This window comes from Pelomonas candidula (genome assembly GCF_043555985.1).
GTDB classification, from domain to species: domain Bacteria; phylum Pseudomonadota; class Gammaproteobacteria; order Burkholderiales; family Burkholderiaceae_C; genus Pelomonas; species Pelomonas candidula.
In genome coordinates this window covers 202,203-218,456 of sequence record NZ_JBIGIC010000007.1, presented here as the reverse complement: position 1 = coordinate 218,456, position 16,254 = coordinate 202,203, and the positions used below count along the sequence as shown (strand labels likewise).

The following is a 16,254-nucleotide window of genomic DNA, read 5'->3' as shown; positions in this document are numbered from 1 at the left end:
GTGAAGGATTCAGGGAGTGGCGCGACGGCGCCCGCTCAGCAGCACCAGCAGCCGCTGCAACCCGCAGAACAGCCCCAGCAGCGCGCCGATGACGATGCGCGTCCACCAGGAACTCAAGGTGCCGTCGAACAGGATCAGCGTCTGGATCAGGCCCAGCATCAGCACGCCGGTCAGCGCGCCCAGCACGTGGCCGGTGCCGCCGCTGAGCAGCGCGCCACCGATGACGACGGCGGCGATGGCGTCCAGCTCCAGGCCTTGCGCGTGCAGGCCGTAGCCGGACAGCGTGTAGATGCCGAACAGCACGCCGCCCAGGGATGCCAGGCCGCCGCTGACGGCGTAGACGGCGATGCGCGTGCCGGCGACGGGCAGCCCCATCAGCCGTGCGGACGTCTCGTGGCCGCCCAGCGCGTAGACCGCGCGGCCGAAGCCGGTGGAGCGGGCCACCCACACGGCCAGCGCGAGCACGAGCAGCGCGCAGACGGCGCCCGGCGTGATCTCGCCGAGCGGCCCGAGCGACCAGCGCGCCTGCGACCAGCCGGCCAGCGTCTCGTCGGTGATGGGAATGGAGTCGATGCTGAGCAGGTAGCACAGGCCCCGTGCGAGGAACAGCCCGGCCAGCGTGACGATGAAGGCCGGCACCTCGAAGGCCTGGATGACCCAGCCCATGGCCGCACCGAACGCCGCGCCACCCAGCAGCAGCAGCGGGATCAGCAGCCAGAGCGACAGGTGCGCGCGCTCGACGCCCAGCGCCAGCAGCATGGTGGTCAGCGCCACGACGGACCCCACCGACAGGTCGATGCCGCCGGACAGGATGACGAAGCTCATGCCGACCGCGACGACCAGCAGGAAGGCGTTGTCGATGAGCAGGTTCAGCAGCACCTGGCCGGACAGCAAGCCGGGATACGCCGTGGCACCGGCGAACAGGGCCACAACGAGCAGCAGCACCGAGGTCCAGCTCGGCAGGCTTTGCGAGTTGAACTTCATGCCCGCCTCCAACGCAGCTTGGGCGACTGGCTGATCGACACGACGAACACGACGACGGCCTTCACGACCAGCGTGACCTCGGGCGCGATGCCCAGCGCGTAGATGCTGGTCGTCAGCGTCTGGATGATGAGCGCGCCCAGCACGCTGCCACGCAGGCTGAAGCGCCCGCCCAGCAGCGACGTGCCGCCCAGCGTGACGGCCAGGATGGCGTCCAGCTCCAGCATCAGGCCGGCGTTGTTGGCATCGGCGCTCTTGATGTTGGCGGAGATCATCAGCCCGGCCAGGCCGGCGCACAAGCCGCAGGCGATGTAGACGGCCAGCAGCAGCGCGGCGGCATTCACGCCCGCCAGTCGCGCGGCCGCCGGGTTGGCGCCCGCGGCCTGCAGGAACAGGCCCAGCGCCGTGCGGTGCTTCAGCACGCCGAGCAGCAGCGCGAGCGCCAGCGCCAGCCACGGCGCAAACGGCAGGCCCAGCAGAAAGCCGTTGCCGAGGAAGGCATAGCCGGCGTGCTCGATCGTGAGGATCTGCCCGTCGGTGATGAGCTGCGCGATCCCGCGGCCGGCGGTCATCAGGATCAGCGTCGCGATGATGGGCTGGATGCCACCGACGACGACCAGCAGGCCGTTGAACAGGCCGCACAGCGCGGCGGCCCCCAGGCCTGCGGCGATGGCCAGCGCGAGCGAGCCGCTGTCGTTGATGAGGTGGGCCGCGATGGCCGCCGTGATGGCGACGACGGCGCCCACCGAGATGTCGATGCCGCGCACGGCGATGACCAGCGTCATGCCCATCGCGACGACCATCAAGGGTGCCGCGCGATTGACGATGTCGATGATCGGGCCGAAGGCGTGGCCGTCCTGCCAGCGCAGGCTGGCGAACTGCGGGTTCAACAACACGTTGAGCAGCAGCAGCGCGGCCAGCACGATGCCGGCGTGTCGGGCGGAACCGGTCATGCGGCCTCCGCCATCGTGCGCAGCAGCTGCGCCTCGCTCAAGCCCTGGGCATCCAGCGTCGCCACCTGGCGCCGCTCGCGCAGCACGACGACGCGGTCGGCCACACGCAGCACCTCGGGCAGCTCGGACGAGACGAACACCAGCGCCATGCCTTGGCGGCACAGCGTCAGCACCTGCGACATCAGGTCCTGCTTGGCGGCGATGTCGATGCCGCGCGTCGGCTCGTCGAGGATCAGCAGCCGCGGCTCGGTGGCCAGCCAGCGTGCCAGGATGGCCTTCTGCTGGTTGCCGCCGGACAGCAGGGCGATGGGGGTCTCGGCGTCGGCCGTCTTGATGCCGAGCTTCCTGATGAAGGCCTCGGCCAGCTCGCGCTGCGCTGCGCGCGGCAGCATGCGCAACACACCACGACGGGCCTGCAACGCCAGCACGATGTTCTCGCGCACACTCAGCTCGGCGACGATGCCGTCGACCTTGCGCTCCTCGGGGCAGAAGGCCAGGCCCGCGCGCACGGCATCGCGGGGGCTGCGCAGCGTGACTGGTTGCCCGGCCACGCGAAGCTCGCCACGGTCCGCACGGTCGGCGCCGAACAGCAGCCGGGCCAGCTCGGTGCGACCCGCGCCGAGCAGACCGGCCAGGCCCAGCACCTCGCCGGGCGCGACGGACAGGTCCACGCCGGCAATGGCATTGCCGCGACCCAGGCCCTCGGCCTGCAGCAGCGGCGCAGCGGCGGCGGGCTCGCGAGCCTCGCGCGCCTCGGTGGTGGCGGAAAGCTCGCGACCGATCATCAGCTCCACGAGCTTCATGCGCGGCAGGTCGGCCGCGTACTCGCCGACGAACCGGCCGTTGCGCAGCACGGTGAAGCGGTCGGCCACGGCGTAGGCCTGGTCGAGGAAGTGCGTGACCAGCAGGATGGCCACGCCCTCGCCGCGCAGCTGGCGCAATAGCGCGAGCAGGCGGGCGGTCTCGGCCTCGTCGAGGCTGGACGTGGGCTCGTCGAGGATGAGCACCCGCGCCTGCTGATGCAGCGCGCGGGCGATGGCCACCATCTGCTGCAGCGCGACTGGCAGTTCGCCCAGCGTGGCGCGCACGTCGAGGTTCAGGCCCAGCCGCGCGAGCACGGCCTCGGCCTCGCGATAGGCGGCGCGCCAGTCAATGCCGAACCAGCGCCGCGGCAGGCGGCCAGCCAGCAGGTTCTCGGCGACCGACAGGTTGGGGCACAGCTGTACCTCCTGGTGCACGACGGCGATGCCGGCCTGCTGCGCCTGCAGTGGCGTGCGCGCGGCGAAGGGCCGACCGTCGAGCCGGATGCTGCCGGCGTCGAAGCCCTGCACGCCGGCCAGGATCTTGATCAACGTGGACTTGCCCGCGCCGTTCTGGCCCATCAACACGTGGACCTCGCCGGCGCGCAGCGTCAGCGCCGCGTCGGCCAGCGCCGGCACGCCGTTGAAAGCCTTGGCCACACCGGTGGCCTGGAACACCACGTCCGACATCAGTACTGGCGCTTGGGCAGCTCGCGCGCGGCGACTTCCGAGGGGAACACGCCTTCCTCGGTGATGAGGCGGCGCGGCAGCGTCTTGCCGGCCTTCAGGTCCTTGACGGCCTGCATCAGCGACGGCCCCAGCAGCGGACTGCACTCGACCGTCACGTTCAGCTTGCCGGCCACCATGGCCTGGAAGGCGGCCTTCACGCCGTCAATGGACACGACGAGGATGTCCGTGCCCGGCTTGAGCCCCGCTTCCTCGATGGCTTGGATGGCACCCAGCGCCATGTCGTCGTTGTGGGCGTAGAGCACGTGGATCTTCCTACCGGCCTCGGCCTTGATGAAGGCTTCCATGACCTCCTTGCCCTTGGCCCGGCTGAAGTCGGCCGTCTGCGAACGCACGATCTTCAGGCGCGGGTCGGCCTTGATGGCCTCCTCGAAGCCCTTCTTGCGGTCCAGCGCGGGCGCGGCGCCGACGGTGCCCTGCAGTTCGACGATACGGATCTCGTCCTTGCCACCCTTGGTCTTGTCGACCAGCCAGCGGCCGGCGCGGCGACCTTCCTCGACGAAGTCCGAGCCCATGAACGAGGCCCACAGGCTCTCGTCGGCTTCCTTGACGAGGCGATCGGTCAGGATGACCGGGATGCCCGCGGCCTTGGCCTCGCGCAGCACGGTGCCCCAGCCGGTCTCGACGACGGGCGACAGCGCGATGACGTCGACCTTCTGCGCGATGAAGGCGCGCAGCGCCTTCATCTGGTTTTCCTGTTTCTGCTGCGCGTCGGCGAACTTCAGCTCGATGCCGGCATCCCTCGCGGCCTGCTTGATCGAGGTGGAGTTGGCGGTGCGCCAGGCGGACTCGGCGCCGATCTGCGAGAAGCCGAGGACGAGCTTCTTGTCGGCCGCCCAAGCGGGCAGGCCTGCGGCTGCGAGAGCAGCCAGGAGGAGGCGTCGTTGCATGCTTTGTTCAAGAAAAAGGCCGCCCCGGCACGCGCCCGGAAGAGCGCGTGCACGAGGGCTGGCTGCAAAGGCGGGCCGAACCACGACCGCCCGGAGAATGATCAGAAGGCGCCAACCCGAGGTCTTCGGGCCGAGCGCCGGGCCGCCCCAAGCCGGCCCGCCTAGGCGATGTGCATGCCGGTCAAGCCGGCATGCATCGCCGTCCCCTCGGGGGACCGACTGGACTTGCCGCGTTCAGCAGGCAAGTCCGGCCGAGGGGCCAACAGTCACAACTTGAAGTTGAAGCTCAGGCCGTAGAACTTGTCGTCCGAACGGATGTCGTGCGGGAAGCTCTCGCTCTGGAAGTAGCTGTGGTACTTCGCACCGGTCAGGTTGTTGGCGTTGAAGGTGACGCTGAGCTGCTCGGTGACCTGGTAGCCCACCGCGAAGTCGAGTCGGCCATAGGCCTTCACGCGGTTGTAGGTGGGTGCCACGCCGGGGTCGCAGGCGCCGACGCTCATGCCGTTCTCAGCCGGCGACACGAGCTCGCAACCGAACTGGCCTTCGTTGAACTTGCTGCGCCATGTGTAGACCAGGCGGCTCGTGAAGCCGAACTTCTCGTACAGCAGGCCGGCGTTGGCGCTTTGCTTGGACACGCCCAGCAGCGGCTTGCCGTACAGCGGGTCGGTCGGCGTCTTCACTTCGCTGTCGGCCTGCGTGTAGTTGCCGAACACGCCGAAGCCGCTGGCGGCACCGGGCAAGAAGTCCAGGAAGTACTGCGCGCTGAGCTCCAGGCCGCTGAGCGTGGCCTTGCCGACGTTGCGCGGGCGGGTGATGTCGTAGGTGATGCCGCCGATGGTCTCGGGGTAGGAGGCGCTCGCGACGCGGTCCTTCAGCGTGCGGTAGTAGACGGCCGCCTGCAGGTAGCTGCCCTTGCCGAAGTAGCGCTCGACGGACAGGTCGTACGCCGTGCTCATCTGGTCCTTCAGGTCCGGGTTGCCGCCGGCGCCGCTCGGGCGGATGTTGAGGTTGCTCGGGACCGTGTAGTTCAGCGTCGGGTTCAGCGCGCCCAGGTCCGGGCGGGACATCGTGACGCCGGCCGTCGCACGCACCAGCAGGTTGGGCGCGACCTCCAGCTTGGCGCTGGCGTTGGGCAGGAAGTGCGTCTTCGTCGTGGATGCGGTCTGCGGCGTGACGACGCCGTTGATCATGCCGGCGCCGGAGATGGTGCGCTCCGAGCGGACCAGGCGGCCACCGAACACGCCGTCCAGGCGCATGCCGCCGAGCGAGGTCTCGTAGTGCGGCTGGATGTAGGCCGCGTAGGTCTTCTCGTTGGAGTCGTAGTTGTTGACCGGAGCGAAGGCCGGGTCACCCACCGCGCTGCCGTAGAACTTGCGCAGCACGTCGGTGTTGTCGCGCAGGTAGTCGGGGTTCGGCGTCATCCAGTGCGCGCAGCCGTTGATCTGCGGGATGCAATTGGGCGACGAGATCAGGAAGTCGGCCGGCAGCACGCTGGCCGAGCTGACCAGCGTGACGCGGTTGCCGCCCGGCGCGTTGGGGCCGCCGGCCTGGTTGGCGCGCCACTCGGACTTGCGGCTCGTGCCGCGCACGCCGAAGTCGATGGAGGTGATGAAGCCGCTGAGTTCGTAGTTGCCGCTGAACGCGACGGCGTCCTGCGTGCTGTTGGCCTTGTTGATGTCCTGGAACAGCGAGTTTGCGAAGCGGAAGTCCGTCGCGCTGCCCAGCGGGTTGTTGGGCATGTTGGTGGTGCCGTGGCCGTCGTCGTTGACGGCGATGTCCACCTCGCTGATCTGCTTGCCGATATCGACAATGATGTTGCGGTTGCGGTTGTTGGACCGCATGTGCGAGAGATCCAGCGTGGTCGACAGCGGGCCGGAGTTGTACTTCCAGCCACCGGCCAGGACGCTCTGGTCCGTCATGCCGACCTTGGCCTGCGTGCTGGTCAGCCCGGGGACGTTGTTGAACGTGGCCGAGACGCCGTTGCACAGGTGCTGCACACCCAGCGACGAGTTGCCCAGGAAGCCGGCGCCGTCGACGTGGGCATCGAAGCAGTCGGTACTGGCCTTGGCGTTGGTGATGTTCTGCGCCGCGAAGATGTCCGAGAAGATGAAGAACGTCGCGAACTTGGCGCGATAGCCGGCGTAGAGCGCATCGGCGTAGAACTCGTTCTCCTTGTTCGGGCGCCACTGCACCGCGGCGTTGACCTGCGGGCGCTGGTAGTCGCCGGTGTCGGTCAGGCCGCCGACGCAGGTGGGCAGCACCACGCCGGCGGCACCAGCCGGGCCGTTGGTGCCGGAGCGCGGGTCGCAGTTGAAGGAGATGGGCCGGTTGAAATGATGGTCGGCGTAGGAGATGTCGACCAGGGCGCCGATCTCGCCGCCATCGAGGTTGGTGCGGTAGGAGCCGAGCACGCCGAGCTTGGTGCTGGGCTTGGTCTCGAACTCGCCAGCGTTGGCGCGGCCGTTGATGACCAGCGTCATGCCCTTGCGGAACTCCATCGGCTTGCGCAGCTTCAGGTCGATGGCACCGGCCACGCCGCCTTCGACGAGCTGGGCGCCGGCGGACTTGTAGACGTCGGCGCGCGAGATGGCTTCGGCCGGCAGATCCTGGAAGGCGAAGCCGCGGCCCGTGCCGGTGAACATCTCGCGGCCGTCGACAGTGGTGACGATGTCGCCGATGCCGCGGATCAGCGGGTTGACGATTTCGTTGTTGAAGTTGACGACGGTCTGCACGCCGGGCACGCGCTGCAGCGCCTCGGCCACCGTGTTGTCGGGGAACTTGCCGATGTCGTCGGCGACGATGGACTCGACCACCTGGTCGGCATCGCGCTTGGACTGCACGGCCGCGTTGCGGCTGGCACGCTGGCCGATGATGACGACCTGCTCCAGCTTGCTGGCCTCGGGGGCCTTGGGAGCCTCCTGGGCTTGGGCCTGCTGGCCGGCAAGTGCCAGCGTGACGAGTGCGGCTGCCGGGATCGGCGAGAGGGTGAATCGCTTCATTTCTTGTCTCCTGGGGCTTTGCGGCGGCGCTTCGTTTGGCGCCGTGCGAGGCCGGTTTTTTGAACGAAATCATGGCGCCGGTTGGCGCGGGTCCCTGGGTCTGGCACCGCCGCGGTTGCTGGCGCGGCAGTCTCGACCATCAGTCATTACAAACAACTTTTCTTGCAACATTAGTCGCAGCAACGCGCCTGGAGGGCGCTTGGTGCGACCGTGACCGCCAGCGACTCGCGCTGGCGGGTCCGTCTTCTCAGAATCTGTTCAGCCAGCGGCCATGGGGCGCCGCCGGGTTTCTGGAGCGCGCGGACATGGCCCACACTCCATTTCGATCAATGCGATGATTATTCACCAATTTACTTGTTATAAACCTATGGCAAACCATGAGTTGTGGCGCTTTACCGACCGAGAAAGCGCGCTTCGCGCTCCAGCAGGCGGTTGATGCGCTGCTGGCCCTTGGCCAGCGTGGCCTCGAGCGGCTCGCCGGAAACGACGATGGCCGACACGGTTTCGCCCAGCAGGCCCATGACGCGCGACTGGCGCGCGACGGTGGTTGGCAGGCCGGTGCCGATCTGCGCGACCGGGCCCAGCGACGCGCGCATCGGCAGCGCCTTGAACGCAGCGCTATCCACGGCCGACTGCCGCGCAGGCAGCTGACCGGTGCGGGCCCAGGCCAGGCTCTCGTCGTTGAGGAAGCGCAGGAAGGCCAGGCCCGCCGCGCGCTCGGCCGCGGTCTGCTTCGGGTTGCGCAGCATCACCCACACATGGCTGTCGGCCCAGGTGGCCGGCTGCACGTAGAGCTGCGGCTCGGGCAAGGCCTCGTAGGCGTGACTCAGCGGATTGCCGGCCTGTGCGGCGCGGTCATTGAGCTGCCCCAGCAGCCAGGTACCGTTGGGCATGACGCCACCGGCGCCGGCCATGAAGGCCTGCAGCGCGGCGCTGTAGTCCATGTGCCGCGTCGACAGGCCCTCGGCATAGAGCGTGCGCATCAGCTCGACGGCCGTCTTGACCTCCGGCGTGCCGAGGTCGATGGCAAGGTCGGACTTCGGGAACAGGCGGCCGCGCTGCTGATGCACGAGGCCGAGGATGCTGCGCGCGAAGAAGCTGGGATCGTTCAGCGTCAGCCAGACGAAGTAGGGCTTGCCGGTGGCGCGCTTGAAGGCGCGCGCCTGCTCCAGCAGCTCTTGCGGGGACGTGGGCAGCTTCGCGTGGCCGGCCGCGTCGACGAGGCCGGCCTGCTTCATCAGCCCGAGGTTGACGTGCCACAGCATCGCGTGGCTGTCGTAGGGCAAGGCCAGCAAGTGGCCGTTGAAGCTGACGCCGTGGCGGGCGTGGGGCGTGAAGTCGGCCGCGTTCAGCGCGCCGTCCAGCGGCTGCAGCAGGTCGCGCTTGGCGAAGTCGCCCAGCACCGAGCTGTGCATGATGGAGATCGTCGGCAGGTCGCCGCCGACGATGCGCGCGCCCAGCTGCGGGTAGAAGGCCGAGTGCTCGACGACCTGTGTGTCGACGTGGATGCGACCGGCATTCTGCGCATTGAACTTGTTCGTCAGCACGGTGACGATGCCGCACTCGCTGCTGACCTGCGACGGGTCGGTGACATGGCCGAACTCGGCATCGCAGCTGCCGAAGAAGCGCGCCAGCGTGATCTCGACAGGCGCGGCCGTGGCGACGCCCGTGAGCAGCGCCGCCGCGAAAGCGATGAGGCGGCGCTTCATGGCTTGCCCCCCGACACCGCCGCCACGATATGGCGCTGGAAGAAGGCGTACAGCACCAGCACCGGCAGCGCGGCGAACACGGCCTGGGCCATCAGGAAGCCCAGCCCCTCGGACTGCGCGAAGTTGGTCTGCGTGGACGCGAGGCCCAGGGTCAGCGTGTACATCTCGGGGCGGGTCGCGGAGATCAGCGGCCACAGGTAGTCGTTCCACGCGGCCAGGAAGCTGAAGATGCCAAGCGTCGCCTGCGCCGGAAGCGTCAGCGGCAGGATGACGCGCCAGAACACGGTCCAGCGCGACGCGTTGTCCATCAACGCCGCTTCCTCCAGCTCGCGCGGCACGGCCTTGAAGAACTGCGTCATCAGGAACACGCCGAAAGGCGCGGCCAGCCGCGGCAGGATCAGCCCGGCGTAGCTGTTGTGCAGGCCCAGCTCGGCGAAGAAGCGGTGCAGCGGGATGACGACGGCCGGCTCCGGCACGGCCAGCCCGGCCAGCACCGCAGCGAACACGAGGTTCTTGCCGCGGAACTCACAGCGCGCAAAGCCGTAGCCGGCCAGCGACGACAGGAACAGCACCAGCAGCGTCTGCACGCCGGCGACGACGCAGCTGTTCAGCACCCAGCGGAACACGGCCGGATTGGCCAGGATGTCGACGTAGTTGCGCAGCGTGAACGGCGTGGACAGCAGCGCGTCGGTGCGTTCCATCAGCACCGCGTTGGACTTCAGCGACAGCACCAGCACCCACGCCAGCGGCAGCATCCACAGCAGGGCCAGCAGCACGGCGGCGGCCAGCAGCAAGCGGTCGAACAGCGTCGTCTTCATTGGCCGTCCTCCCGCTTCTCGGCCCAGCGCTGCACGGACACGCCCAGCACCAGCAGCACGAACAGCAGCTGCGCCGCGGCGGCCGAGTAGCCCAGCGCCCATTGGTCGAACAGCGCCTCGTAGATGAACATCACCATCGTCCGCGTGCTGTTGTTGGGCCCGCCGTTGGTCAGCAGCTGCGCCTGGCCGAACACCTGCAGCTGGCCCAGCAACTGCACGATGGCGACGAGGATCAGCGTGCGGCGCAGCGCCGGCAAGGTGATGAAGCGGAAGGCGCGCCAGCGGCTGGTGTTGTCCAGCGCGGCGGCCTCGTACAAGTCCTTGGGCACCTGCTGCAGCGCGGCGAGGATCAGCGTCATCGGCAGGCCGATGCCCCACCACAGCGTGACCACCGCGATGAAGGGCAGCGCCAGATGCTCGTCGCTCAGCGGCGCGAGGTCCGGCAGGCCGACGGCGGCGAGGCCCTGGCTCAGCAGCCCACGGTCCGGCAGCAGCACGAGCCGCCAGATCAGCGTGACGACCGTCACCGACAGCACGTTGGACGCGAAGAAGGTGCCGCGCAGCCACGCGCCCAGCTTGCCGGGGCGGTTCAGCACCAGCGCCAGCGCCAGGCCGAGGATGACGAAGGCCGGCGTGCACAGCGCGGCGAACAGCACCGTGTTGGCAGCGCTGCGCAGGAAGATCTCGTCCTTCAACAGGTCGAGAAAGTTGGCGAGGCCGACGAACTGGCCACGGCCGGTCAGCAGGTCCACCGCATGGAAGGACAGCCACCAGCCCTCCAGCACCGGTGCGACAAGCAGGCCCAGGTAGCACAGCAGGAAGGGCGCGATGAAGGCCCAGCCCACCCAGGCGGGCTGGCCCAGCGAGGGCTGGCGCGACACGGATGCGCTCATGCGGCCTCGGCGTGGAAGGCGCGGCCGGCCGCGTCGAAGACATGCGCCTGCGCCACATCGGGCTGCAGCCGCACGGCCTCGCCCAGCGCCAGCGGGCGCTGCACCGGCACCTCGGCGACGACGACCTGCCCGTCACCCAGCCCCACGTGCGCGAGGCTGCGCTCACCCAGGCGCTCGATCAGCTCGACGCTGCCGGCGACGATGCCGTCGTCGGCCAGCTTCAAGCCCTCGGGCCGCACGCCGAGGCACAGCTCGCTGCCGATGTCGCCAGCCCTCACCTGCGTGCGCAGCACGGCACCGCCGGCCAGCCGCACGGCGACGCAGCCCTGCTCGTCGGCCACGCGCTCGGCGGGCAGGAAATTCATGGCCGGGCTGCCGACGAAGCCGGCGACGAATTTCGTGCGCGGGCGCTGGTAGATCTCCATCGGCTGGCCCACCTGTTCGATGCGACCGCCGTTCATGACGACGATGCGGTCGGCCAGCGTCATGGCCTCGACCTGGTCGTGCGTGACGAACACCATCGTCGAGCCCAGCCGCTTGTGCAGCCGCGCGATCTCGATGCGCGTGCGGTTGCGCAGCTTGGCGTCGAGGTTGGACAGCGGCTCGTCGAACAGGAAGGCCTTGGGCTCCTTGACGACCGCGCGGCCGATGGCGACGCGCTGGCGCTGGCCGCCGGACAGCTGACCCGGCTTGCGCTGCAGCAGCGCGTCCAGCTCCAGCATCTGCGCGGCGTCGGTGACGCGCCGCTTCACGTCGACGTCGGCCCCGCCGAGGTTGCGCAGGCCGAAGGCCATGTTGTCGAACACGCTCATGTGCGGATAGAGCGCGTACTGCTGGAACACCATCGCGAGGCCGCGCCTGCCGGGCGGCAGCGGCGTCACGTCGGTGCCGCCGAGCACGATGCGTCCGTCGGACACGCTCTCCAGCCCGGCGAGCATGCGCAGCAGCGTGGACTTGCCGCAACCCGACGGGCCGAGCAGCACGATGAACTCGCCCGCGGCGATGTTCAACGAGAAGTCGGGGATGACTTCGACGGCGCCATAGCGTTTGGCGACGCCGGCGAATTCGATGCTTGCAGTCAAGGGGGTTGTCTCCGGCTGGGCGTCGTTCGTGGCGACGCCTCTGCTCATCTCACGGGATTGGGTCAGCGCTGACGCGAACCATACTGCCGCAGCAGCTCTGCCTCGCGTTCGCGGTAGGGCTTGCCGTCGGTGTGCAGCACGTCGTGGAACCACACCAGCGGCGGATGGATGGTGTACGGGCGCAGCCAGGAGTCCCACGGCATCTTGGTCTGGCTCTTGCCGTCGACGAAGCCCCAGTTCAGCATACCGACGTCCTCGCGCGCGGCGATGGGCAGCGCGATGTCGAACGTGGAGCCGAGGCTGCGCGCCATGTACTCGGTGCAGATCAGCGGGCGGCCGTACTGCTGCAGCTGGCGGATGCGGCTCTCGAACTTCTCGGGCCAGTTGTAGTCGTGGAAGCTGACGACGTCGGAGCACTCCAGCTGCGCCTTCTGCACGGCGTTCAGCTCGGGCGAGTCCGGTGCCCAGTTGTCGCCCAGCCAGAGGCCGCTGGTCAGCGGCTGGATGGGGTTCTGCGCACGCGCCCACGCGAAGGCCTGCGGGATCAGCTCGGCCACCAGCGCGACCTTGTCCTTGGCCTCGCGCGGCTGGTAGTAGCCCATGCCGCCGCCCTGGTTGTCGGGCTCGTTCCAGATGTCCCAGTAGCTGATGCGCTGGTCCTGGGCGAAGGTCTTGACGATGTCCTCGACGTAGGCGCGGAGCTGGGGCCACGTGCCGCGGTCGGCCAGCTGCGCGGCCGACGGGCTTTGCACCCAGCCGGAGTTGTGCACGCCGGGGATGGGCTCGCGCTGGGCGCCGAGCTTGGGCTCCGGGTCCCAGCAGGAGTCGAACAGCACGAACATGGTGGCGATGCCGTGGCGCTCGGCGATGTCCAGGTACTGGCCGATGCGCTGCTTGAAGCCGGCGGCGTCCTGCGCCCACAGCAGGTCGTGCAGGAACACGCGCATCGTGTTCATGCCGAGATCCTTGGCCCAGCCGAGTTCGAGGTCGATGCGCTCGGCGTCGAAGGTGTCGGCCTGCCACATGGCCAGCTGGTTGATGGCGGACGCGGGCACGAAGTTGGCGCCCAGCGCCCAGGGCTGGGCCTTGAACCAGGCGTGGGCCTGTTCAGGCGTCCAGCGAGCGGGGGTGGAGGTGGATTGGCTCATGTCAGGTCGGGAGGAAACGGTAGGTGATCTGGTGGCGGTAGGTCTGGCCGGGGCGCAGCACGGCATCGCGCTGCGGCCACTCGGGGTGGTGGGGGCTGTCGGGCAGGGCCTGCGGCTCCAGCGCCAGGCCGGCATGCTTCGCGTAGCCGCGGCCGTCGCGCCCCGGCGTGCGAGGCAGGAACTCGCCGGCGTAGAACTGCAGACCCGGCTGGGCGCTGTGCAGCTCCATGGCAAGCGCGCCGTCGCCGGACCACAGCGTCGCAGCGCCGGCCAGCCAGCAGTGGTCGTGGCCCGCCGGCATGGCACCGGTCTCGGCCAGGTCAGCCAGCGCGTGGCCGATCACGCGCGGCGTGCGGAAGTCGAACGGCGTGTCGGCCACCGGGGCCTGCTCGCCGGTGGGGATCAGGTCGGCACGCACCGGCAGGTAGCGGTCGGCCTCGATCTGCAGGCGGTGGCCGGTGATGTCGCCACCGCCGTCGAGGTTGAAGTAGGCGTGGCTGCTGAGGTTGCACAGCGTCGGCGCGGTGGTCGTGGCCTCCAGCGCGACGGTGACCGTCAGCGGCGGCTCGACGCGGTAGGTGGCGCGCACGCTCAGCTCGCCCGGGAAGCCCTGGTCGCCGTCCGGCGACACCAGCGCGAGCTGCAGCACGTCGTCGGTGTGCGCGACGACGTCCCACAGCTTGCGATGGAATCCGCCCGCACCGCCATGCAGCTGATGTTCGCCCTCGTTGGCCGGCAGCGCAAAGCGGCGGCCGTCCAGCTCGAAGGCCGCGCCGGCGATGCGGTTGGCATAGCGGCCGACGACGGCGCCGAGGTAGCCGGGCTGGGTCAGGCCGTCGGCCGGCGTCCGGTAGCCCAGCAGCACCTCGCGGGCGCTGCCACGCACCGGCACGCGGCACGACGTCCAGGCGGCGCCGGCGTTCGTCACGGCGATGCTCAGGCCATCGGCCCGCAGCGTGAACTGGTCCAGCACCGTCATGCCAGCACCCCGGCGCCGCCCGATGCGGCGCAGACGTGGACCTCGGCCTCGCGGCCATCCGGAGAGCGGTAGTCCATCGCCACCGCGGAGCGGACCTCGTCGACCAGGCCCACCGGCGCCAGTGCGATGACGCAGCCGCCGAAGCCGCCACCCGTCATGCGCGCGCCGCCGGCGTCGCCGATGACGTCCTGCACCCGCGCAGCCAGCGCGTCGATGGCCGGTACGGTGATCTCGAAATCGTCGCGCATGGACCAGTGCGACTCGCGCATCAGCCGCCCCATCTCGCGCAGGTCGCCGCGCGCCATCGCCACGGCCATCAGCTCGCAGCGCCGGCTGTCCGAGATGATGTGGCGCGCGCGGCGGCGCACGACCAGATCCAGCTCGCCGCCGCGGCGCGACCACAGCGCGTCGTCCACGTCGCGCAGCGCCTTCACGCCCAGGCCCGCCGCGGCGGCCTCGCACTGCTGGCGACGCAGGTTGTATTCGCTGTCCACCAGCCCGCGCTGGATCTTGGAGTCGATGACCAGCACCGCCGTGCCTTCGGGCAGCGGGATGGGCTGCACGTCCAGGCTGCGGCAGTCCAGCAGCAGCGCATGGCCGTCGACGCCCAGCGCGGAGCTCATCTGGTCCAGCACGCCGCACTGGCAGCCGGCGTAGACGTTCTCGGCCTTCTGGCCAGCCAGCGCCATCGCCTTCGGTGCCAGCTGCCAGCCGTTCAGCGCGGCCAGCGCCTGGCCGACGGCCATCTCCAGCGAGGCCGACGAGCTGAGGCCTGCGCCCTGCGGCACGTTGCCGGCGATGGCCAGCTGCGCGCCGCCGACGGCGAGGCCCTGCGCCTTCAGCACGGCCACCATGCCTTGCACGTAGCGCAGCCACTGCGGGCTGCCGCTCACGTCGGCCGCGTCGCCGACGCGGAAGCGGCCCAGTGATTCGCCGATGTCGCAGGCCAGCACTTCGACGACGTCGTCATCCCGCGGCGCCGCGGCCACGACCGTGTCGCGGTCGATGGCGCAGGGCATGGCGAAGCCCTCGTTGTAGTCGGTGTGCTCGCCGATGAGGTTGACGCGGGCCGGCGCCCGGCTCAGGCGCTGCGCCTCCGTGCCGAAGGCGCGCAGGAATCCCCGCGCCGCGCGCTCGCGCGGCGTTGTCTGAGGCGTTGAGGTCATGCCGCCCTCGCTCGTCGGTAGTGCGTGGTGTCGCTGACATCGCGCAGGCGCTGCGCGGCGGCCTCGGGCGTCAGGTCGCGCTGGGCCTCACCCAGCATCTCGAACCCGACCATGAACTTGCGCACCGTGGCCGAGCGCAGCAGCGGCGGGTAGAAGTGCGCGTGCAGCTGCCAGTGCTTCAACGTCGCGTCGTCCGCGCGGCCGGCCTCGTGCGGCGCGCCGTGCCAGCCCATCGAGTACGGGAACGAGCAGCGGAACAGGTTGTCGTAGCGCGTCGTCAGGCGGCGCACGGCGTCGGCGAGGTCGTCGGCCTGCCGGGGCTTGAGCGCGTCCAGCCGCAGCGTGTGGGCCTTGGGCAGCAGCAGCGTCTCGAACGGCCAGGCCGCCCAGTAGGGCACGACGGCCAGCCAGTGCTCGGTCTCGACGACGACGCGCTCGCCCGCGGCCTGCTCGTCGCGGGCATAGCGCACCAGCAGCGGCTCGCCGTGCTGCGCGAGGTAGTCGCGCTGGTGGGCGTCTTCCACCAGGGCTTCGTCGGGCAGCGAATCCAGCCCCCAGACCTGGCCGTGCGGGTGCGGGTTGGAGCAGCCCATGGCCGCGCCCTTGTTCTCGAACACCTGCACCCAGCGGCGGCGCAGGCCGACCTGCGCGGACTGGTCCATCCACGCCTGCACGACGGCGCGCAACGCGACCGGGTCCAGCTCGGGCAGCGTCTTGCCGTGGTCTGGCGAGAAGCACAGCACGCGGCATTCGCCGGCCAGCGGCTCGGGCTGGAGCAGGCTGCCTTCGGCCTGGGCCGGCACGGCGGCGGCCTGCGGCTGCAGCGCGGCGAAGTCGTTGTCGAACGCGAACGTGGTGCGGTAGTCGGGGTTGTGCTGGCCATTGGCGCGCACGTTGCCGGCGCACAGGTAGCAGCTCGGGTCGTGGGCGGGCAGCGGCGCGTCGTCGACGGCCTCCTGCGCGCCCTGCCAGGGGCGCTGCGTGCGGTGGGGCGACACGATCACGTGCCGGCCCGTCAGCGGGTTGCGGCGGCGGTGGACGTGCTCGCTGGAATCGGTGGAACTCATGCGATGCATTATCGCCATTTTA

13 protein-coding genes are annotated in these 16,254 nt (G+C 69.7%); all 13 read right to left on the bottom strand.

Going from position 1 to position 16,254, the window contains the following annotated elements:
• Positions 1 to 9 precede the first annotated feature (9 nt).
• Positions 10 to 984, bottom strand: coding sequence for a galactofuranose ABC transporter, permease protein YjfF (yjfF, locus tag ACG04R_RS15790; protein ID WP_394412426.1), 975 nt, complete (start codon positions 982 to 984; stop codon positions 10 to 12).
• A complete protein-coding gene (locus tag ACG04R_RS15785; RefSeq protein WP_394412423.1) occupies positions 981 to 1,934 on the bottom strand; it encodes an ABC transporter permease in 954 nt (317 codons plus the stop codon). The genes yjfF and ACG04R_RS15785 overlap by 4 nt, the downstream gene beginning before the upstream one ends.
• Positions 1,931 to 3,424 (bottom strand): sugar ABC transporter ATP-binding protein, encoded by a 1,494-nt coding sequence (locus tag ACG04R_RS15780; protein ID WP_394412420.1) that lies wholly within the window; start codon positions 3,422 to 3,424, stop codon positions 1,931 to 1,933. The genes ACG04R_RS15785 and ACG04R_RS15780 overlap by 4 nt, the downstream gene beginning before the upstream one ends.
• Complete coding sequence (locus tag ACG04R_RS15775) at positions 3,424 to 4,371, bottom strand: ABC transporter substrate-binding protein (protein WP_394412417.1); 948 nt, start codon at positions 4,369 to 4,371, stop codon at positions 3,424 to 3,426. The genes ACG04R_RS15780 and ACG04R_RS15775 overlap by 1 nt, the downstream gene beginning before the upstream one ends.
• 266 nt (positions 4,372 to 4,637) lie before the next feature.
• Positions 4,638 to 7,370 carry a TonB-dependent receptor gene (locus tag ACG04R_RS15770; protein WP_394412414.1) on the bottom strand — a complete coding sequence of 911 codons (2,733 nt, stop codon included), beginning with the start codon at positions 7,368 to 7,370 and terminating at the stop codon, positions 4,638 to 4,640.
• A 392-nt stretch (positions 7,371 to 7,762) separates the two neighbouring features.
• Positions 7,763 to 9,079, bottom strand: a complete 1,317-nt coding sequence (locus ACG04R_RS15765) for an ABC transporter substrate-binding protein (protein WP_394412411.1) — start codon at positions 9,077 to 9,079, stop codon at positions 7,763 to 7,765.
• The gene (locus ACG04R_RS15760) at positions 9,076 to 9,897 is read right to left on the bottom strand and encodes a carbohydrate ABC transporter permease (RefSeq protein WP_394412408.1); all 822 of its coding nucleotides are present in this window, start codon (positions 9,895 to 9,897) and stop codon (positions 9,076 to 9,078) included. Before ACG04R_RS15760 ends, ACG04R_RS15765 begins: the two co-directional genes overlap by 4 nt.
• Positions 9,894 to 10,790 carry a carbohydrate ABC transporter permease gene (locus tag ACG04R_RS15755; protein WP_394412405.1) on the bottom strand — a complete coding sequence of 299 codons (897 nt, stop codon included), beginning with the start codon at positions 10,788 to 10,790 and terminating at the stop codon, positions 9,894 to 9,896. The genes ACG04R_RS15760 and ACG04R_RS15755 overlap by 4 nt, the downstream gene beginning before the upstream one ends.
• Positions 10,787 to 11,872: an ABC transporter ATP-binding protein gene (locus ACG04R_RS15750; protein ID WP_394412402.1), complete on the bottom strand. Its 1,086-nt coding sequence runs from the start codon at positions 11,870 to 11,872 to the stop codon at positions 10,787 to 10,789. Before ACG04R_RS15750 ends, ACG04R_RS15755 begins: the two co-directional genes overlap by 4 nt.
• A gap of 62 nt (positions 11,873 to 11,934) precedes the next feature.
• Positions 11,935 to 13,020 (bottom strand): glycoside hydrolase 5 family protein, encoded by a 1,086-nt coding sequence (locus tag ACG04R_RS15745; RefSeq protein WP_394412399.1) that lies wholly within the window; start codon positions 13,018 to 13,020, stop codon positions 11,935 to 11,937.
• Between the two features lies 1 nt (position 13,021).
• Positions 13,022 to 13,999 (bottom strand): aldose epimerase family protein, encoded by a 978-nt coding sequence (locus tag ACG04R_RS15740; RefSeq protein WP_394412396.1) that lies wholly within the window; start codon positions 13,997 to 13,999, stop codon positions 13,022 to 13,024.
• On the bottom strand, positions 13,996 to 15,165 hold the full coding sequence (gene galK / locus ACG04R_RS15735) for a galactokinase (protein ID WP_394412391.1): 1,170 nt from the start codon (positions 15,163 to 15,165) through the stop codon (positions 13,996 to 13,998). Before galK ends, ACG04R_RS15740 begins: the two co-directional genes overlap by 4 nt.
• Complete coding sequence (locus tag ACG04R_RS15730) at positions 15,162 to 16,232, bottom strand: UDP-glucose--hexose-1-phosphate uridylyltransferase (protein ID WP_394412387.1); 1,071 nt, start codon at positions 16,230 to 16,232, stop codon at positions 15,162 to 15,164. Before ACG04R_RS15730 ends, galK begins: the two co-directional genes overlap by 4 nt.
• Positions 16,233 to 16,254 lie beyond the last annotated feature (22 nt).

Excerpts from the sequence above, each read along its gene's own strand:
- yjfF (WP_394412426.1), bottom strand. The coding sequence starts at position 984 with ATGAAGTTCAACTCGCAAAGCCTGCCGAGCTGGACCTCGGTGCTGCTG.
- ACG04R_RS15785 (WP_394412423.1), bottom strand. The coding sequence starts at position 1,934 with ATGACCGGTTCCGCCCGACACGCCGGCATCGTGCTGGCCGCGCTGCTG.
- ACG04R_RS15780 (WP_394412420.1), bottom strand. The coding sequence starts at position 3,424 with ATGTCGGACGTGGTGTTCCAGGCCACCGGTGTGGCCAAGGCTTTCAAC.
- ACG04R_RS15775 (WP_394412417.1), bottom strand. The coding sequence starts at position 4,371 with ATGCAACGACGCCTCCTCCTGGCTGCTCTCGCAGCCGCAGGCCTGCCC.
- ACG04R_RS15770 (WP_394412414.1), bottom strand. The coding sequence starts at position 7,370 with ATGAAGCGATTCACCCTCTCGCCGATCCCGGCAGCCGCACTCGTCACG.
- ACG04R_RS15765 (WP_394412411.1), bottom strand. The coding sequence starts at position 9,079 with ATGAAGCGCCGCCTCATCGCTTTCGCGGCGGCGCTGCTCACGGGCGTC.
- ACG04R_RS15760 (WP_394412408.1), bottom strand. The coding sequence starts at position 9,897 with ATGAAGACGACGCTGTTCGACCGCTTGCTGCTGGCCGCCGCCGTGCTG.
- ACG04R_RS15755 (WP_394412405.1), bottom strand. The coding sequence starts at position 10,790 with ATGAGCGCATCCGTGTCGCGCCAGCCCTCGCTGGGCCAGCCCGCCTGG.
- ACG04R_RS15745 (WP_394412399.1), bottom strand. The coding sequence starts at position 13,020 with ATGAGCCAATCCACCTCCACCCCCGCTCGCTGGACGCCTGAACAGGCC.
- ACG04R_RS15740 (WP_394412396.1), bottom strand. The coding sequence starts at position 13,999 with ATGACGGTGCTGGACCAGTTCACGCTGCGGGCCGATGGCCTGAGCATC.
- galK (WP_394412391.1), bottom strand. The coding sequence starts at position 15,165 with ATGACCTCAACGCCTCAGACAACGCCGCGCGAGCGCGCGGCGCGGGGA.
- ACG04R_RS15730 (WP_394412387.1), bottom strand. The coding sequence starts at position 16,232 with ATGAGTTCCACCGATTCCAGCGAGCACGTCCACCGCCGCCGCAACCCG.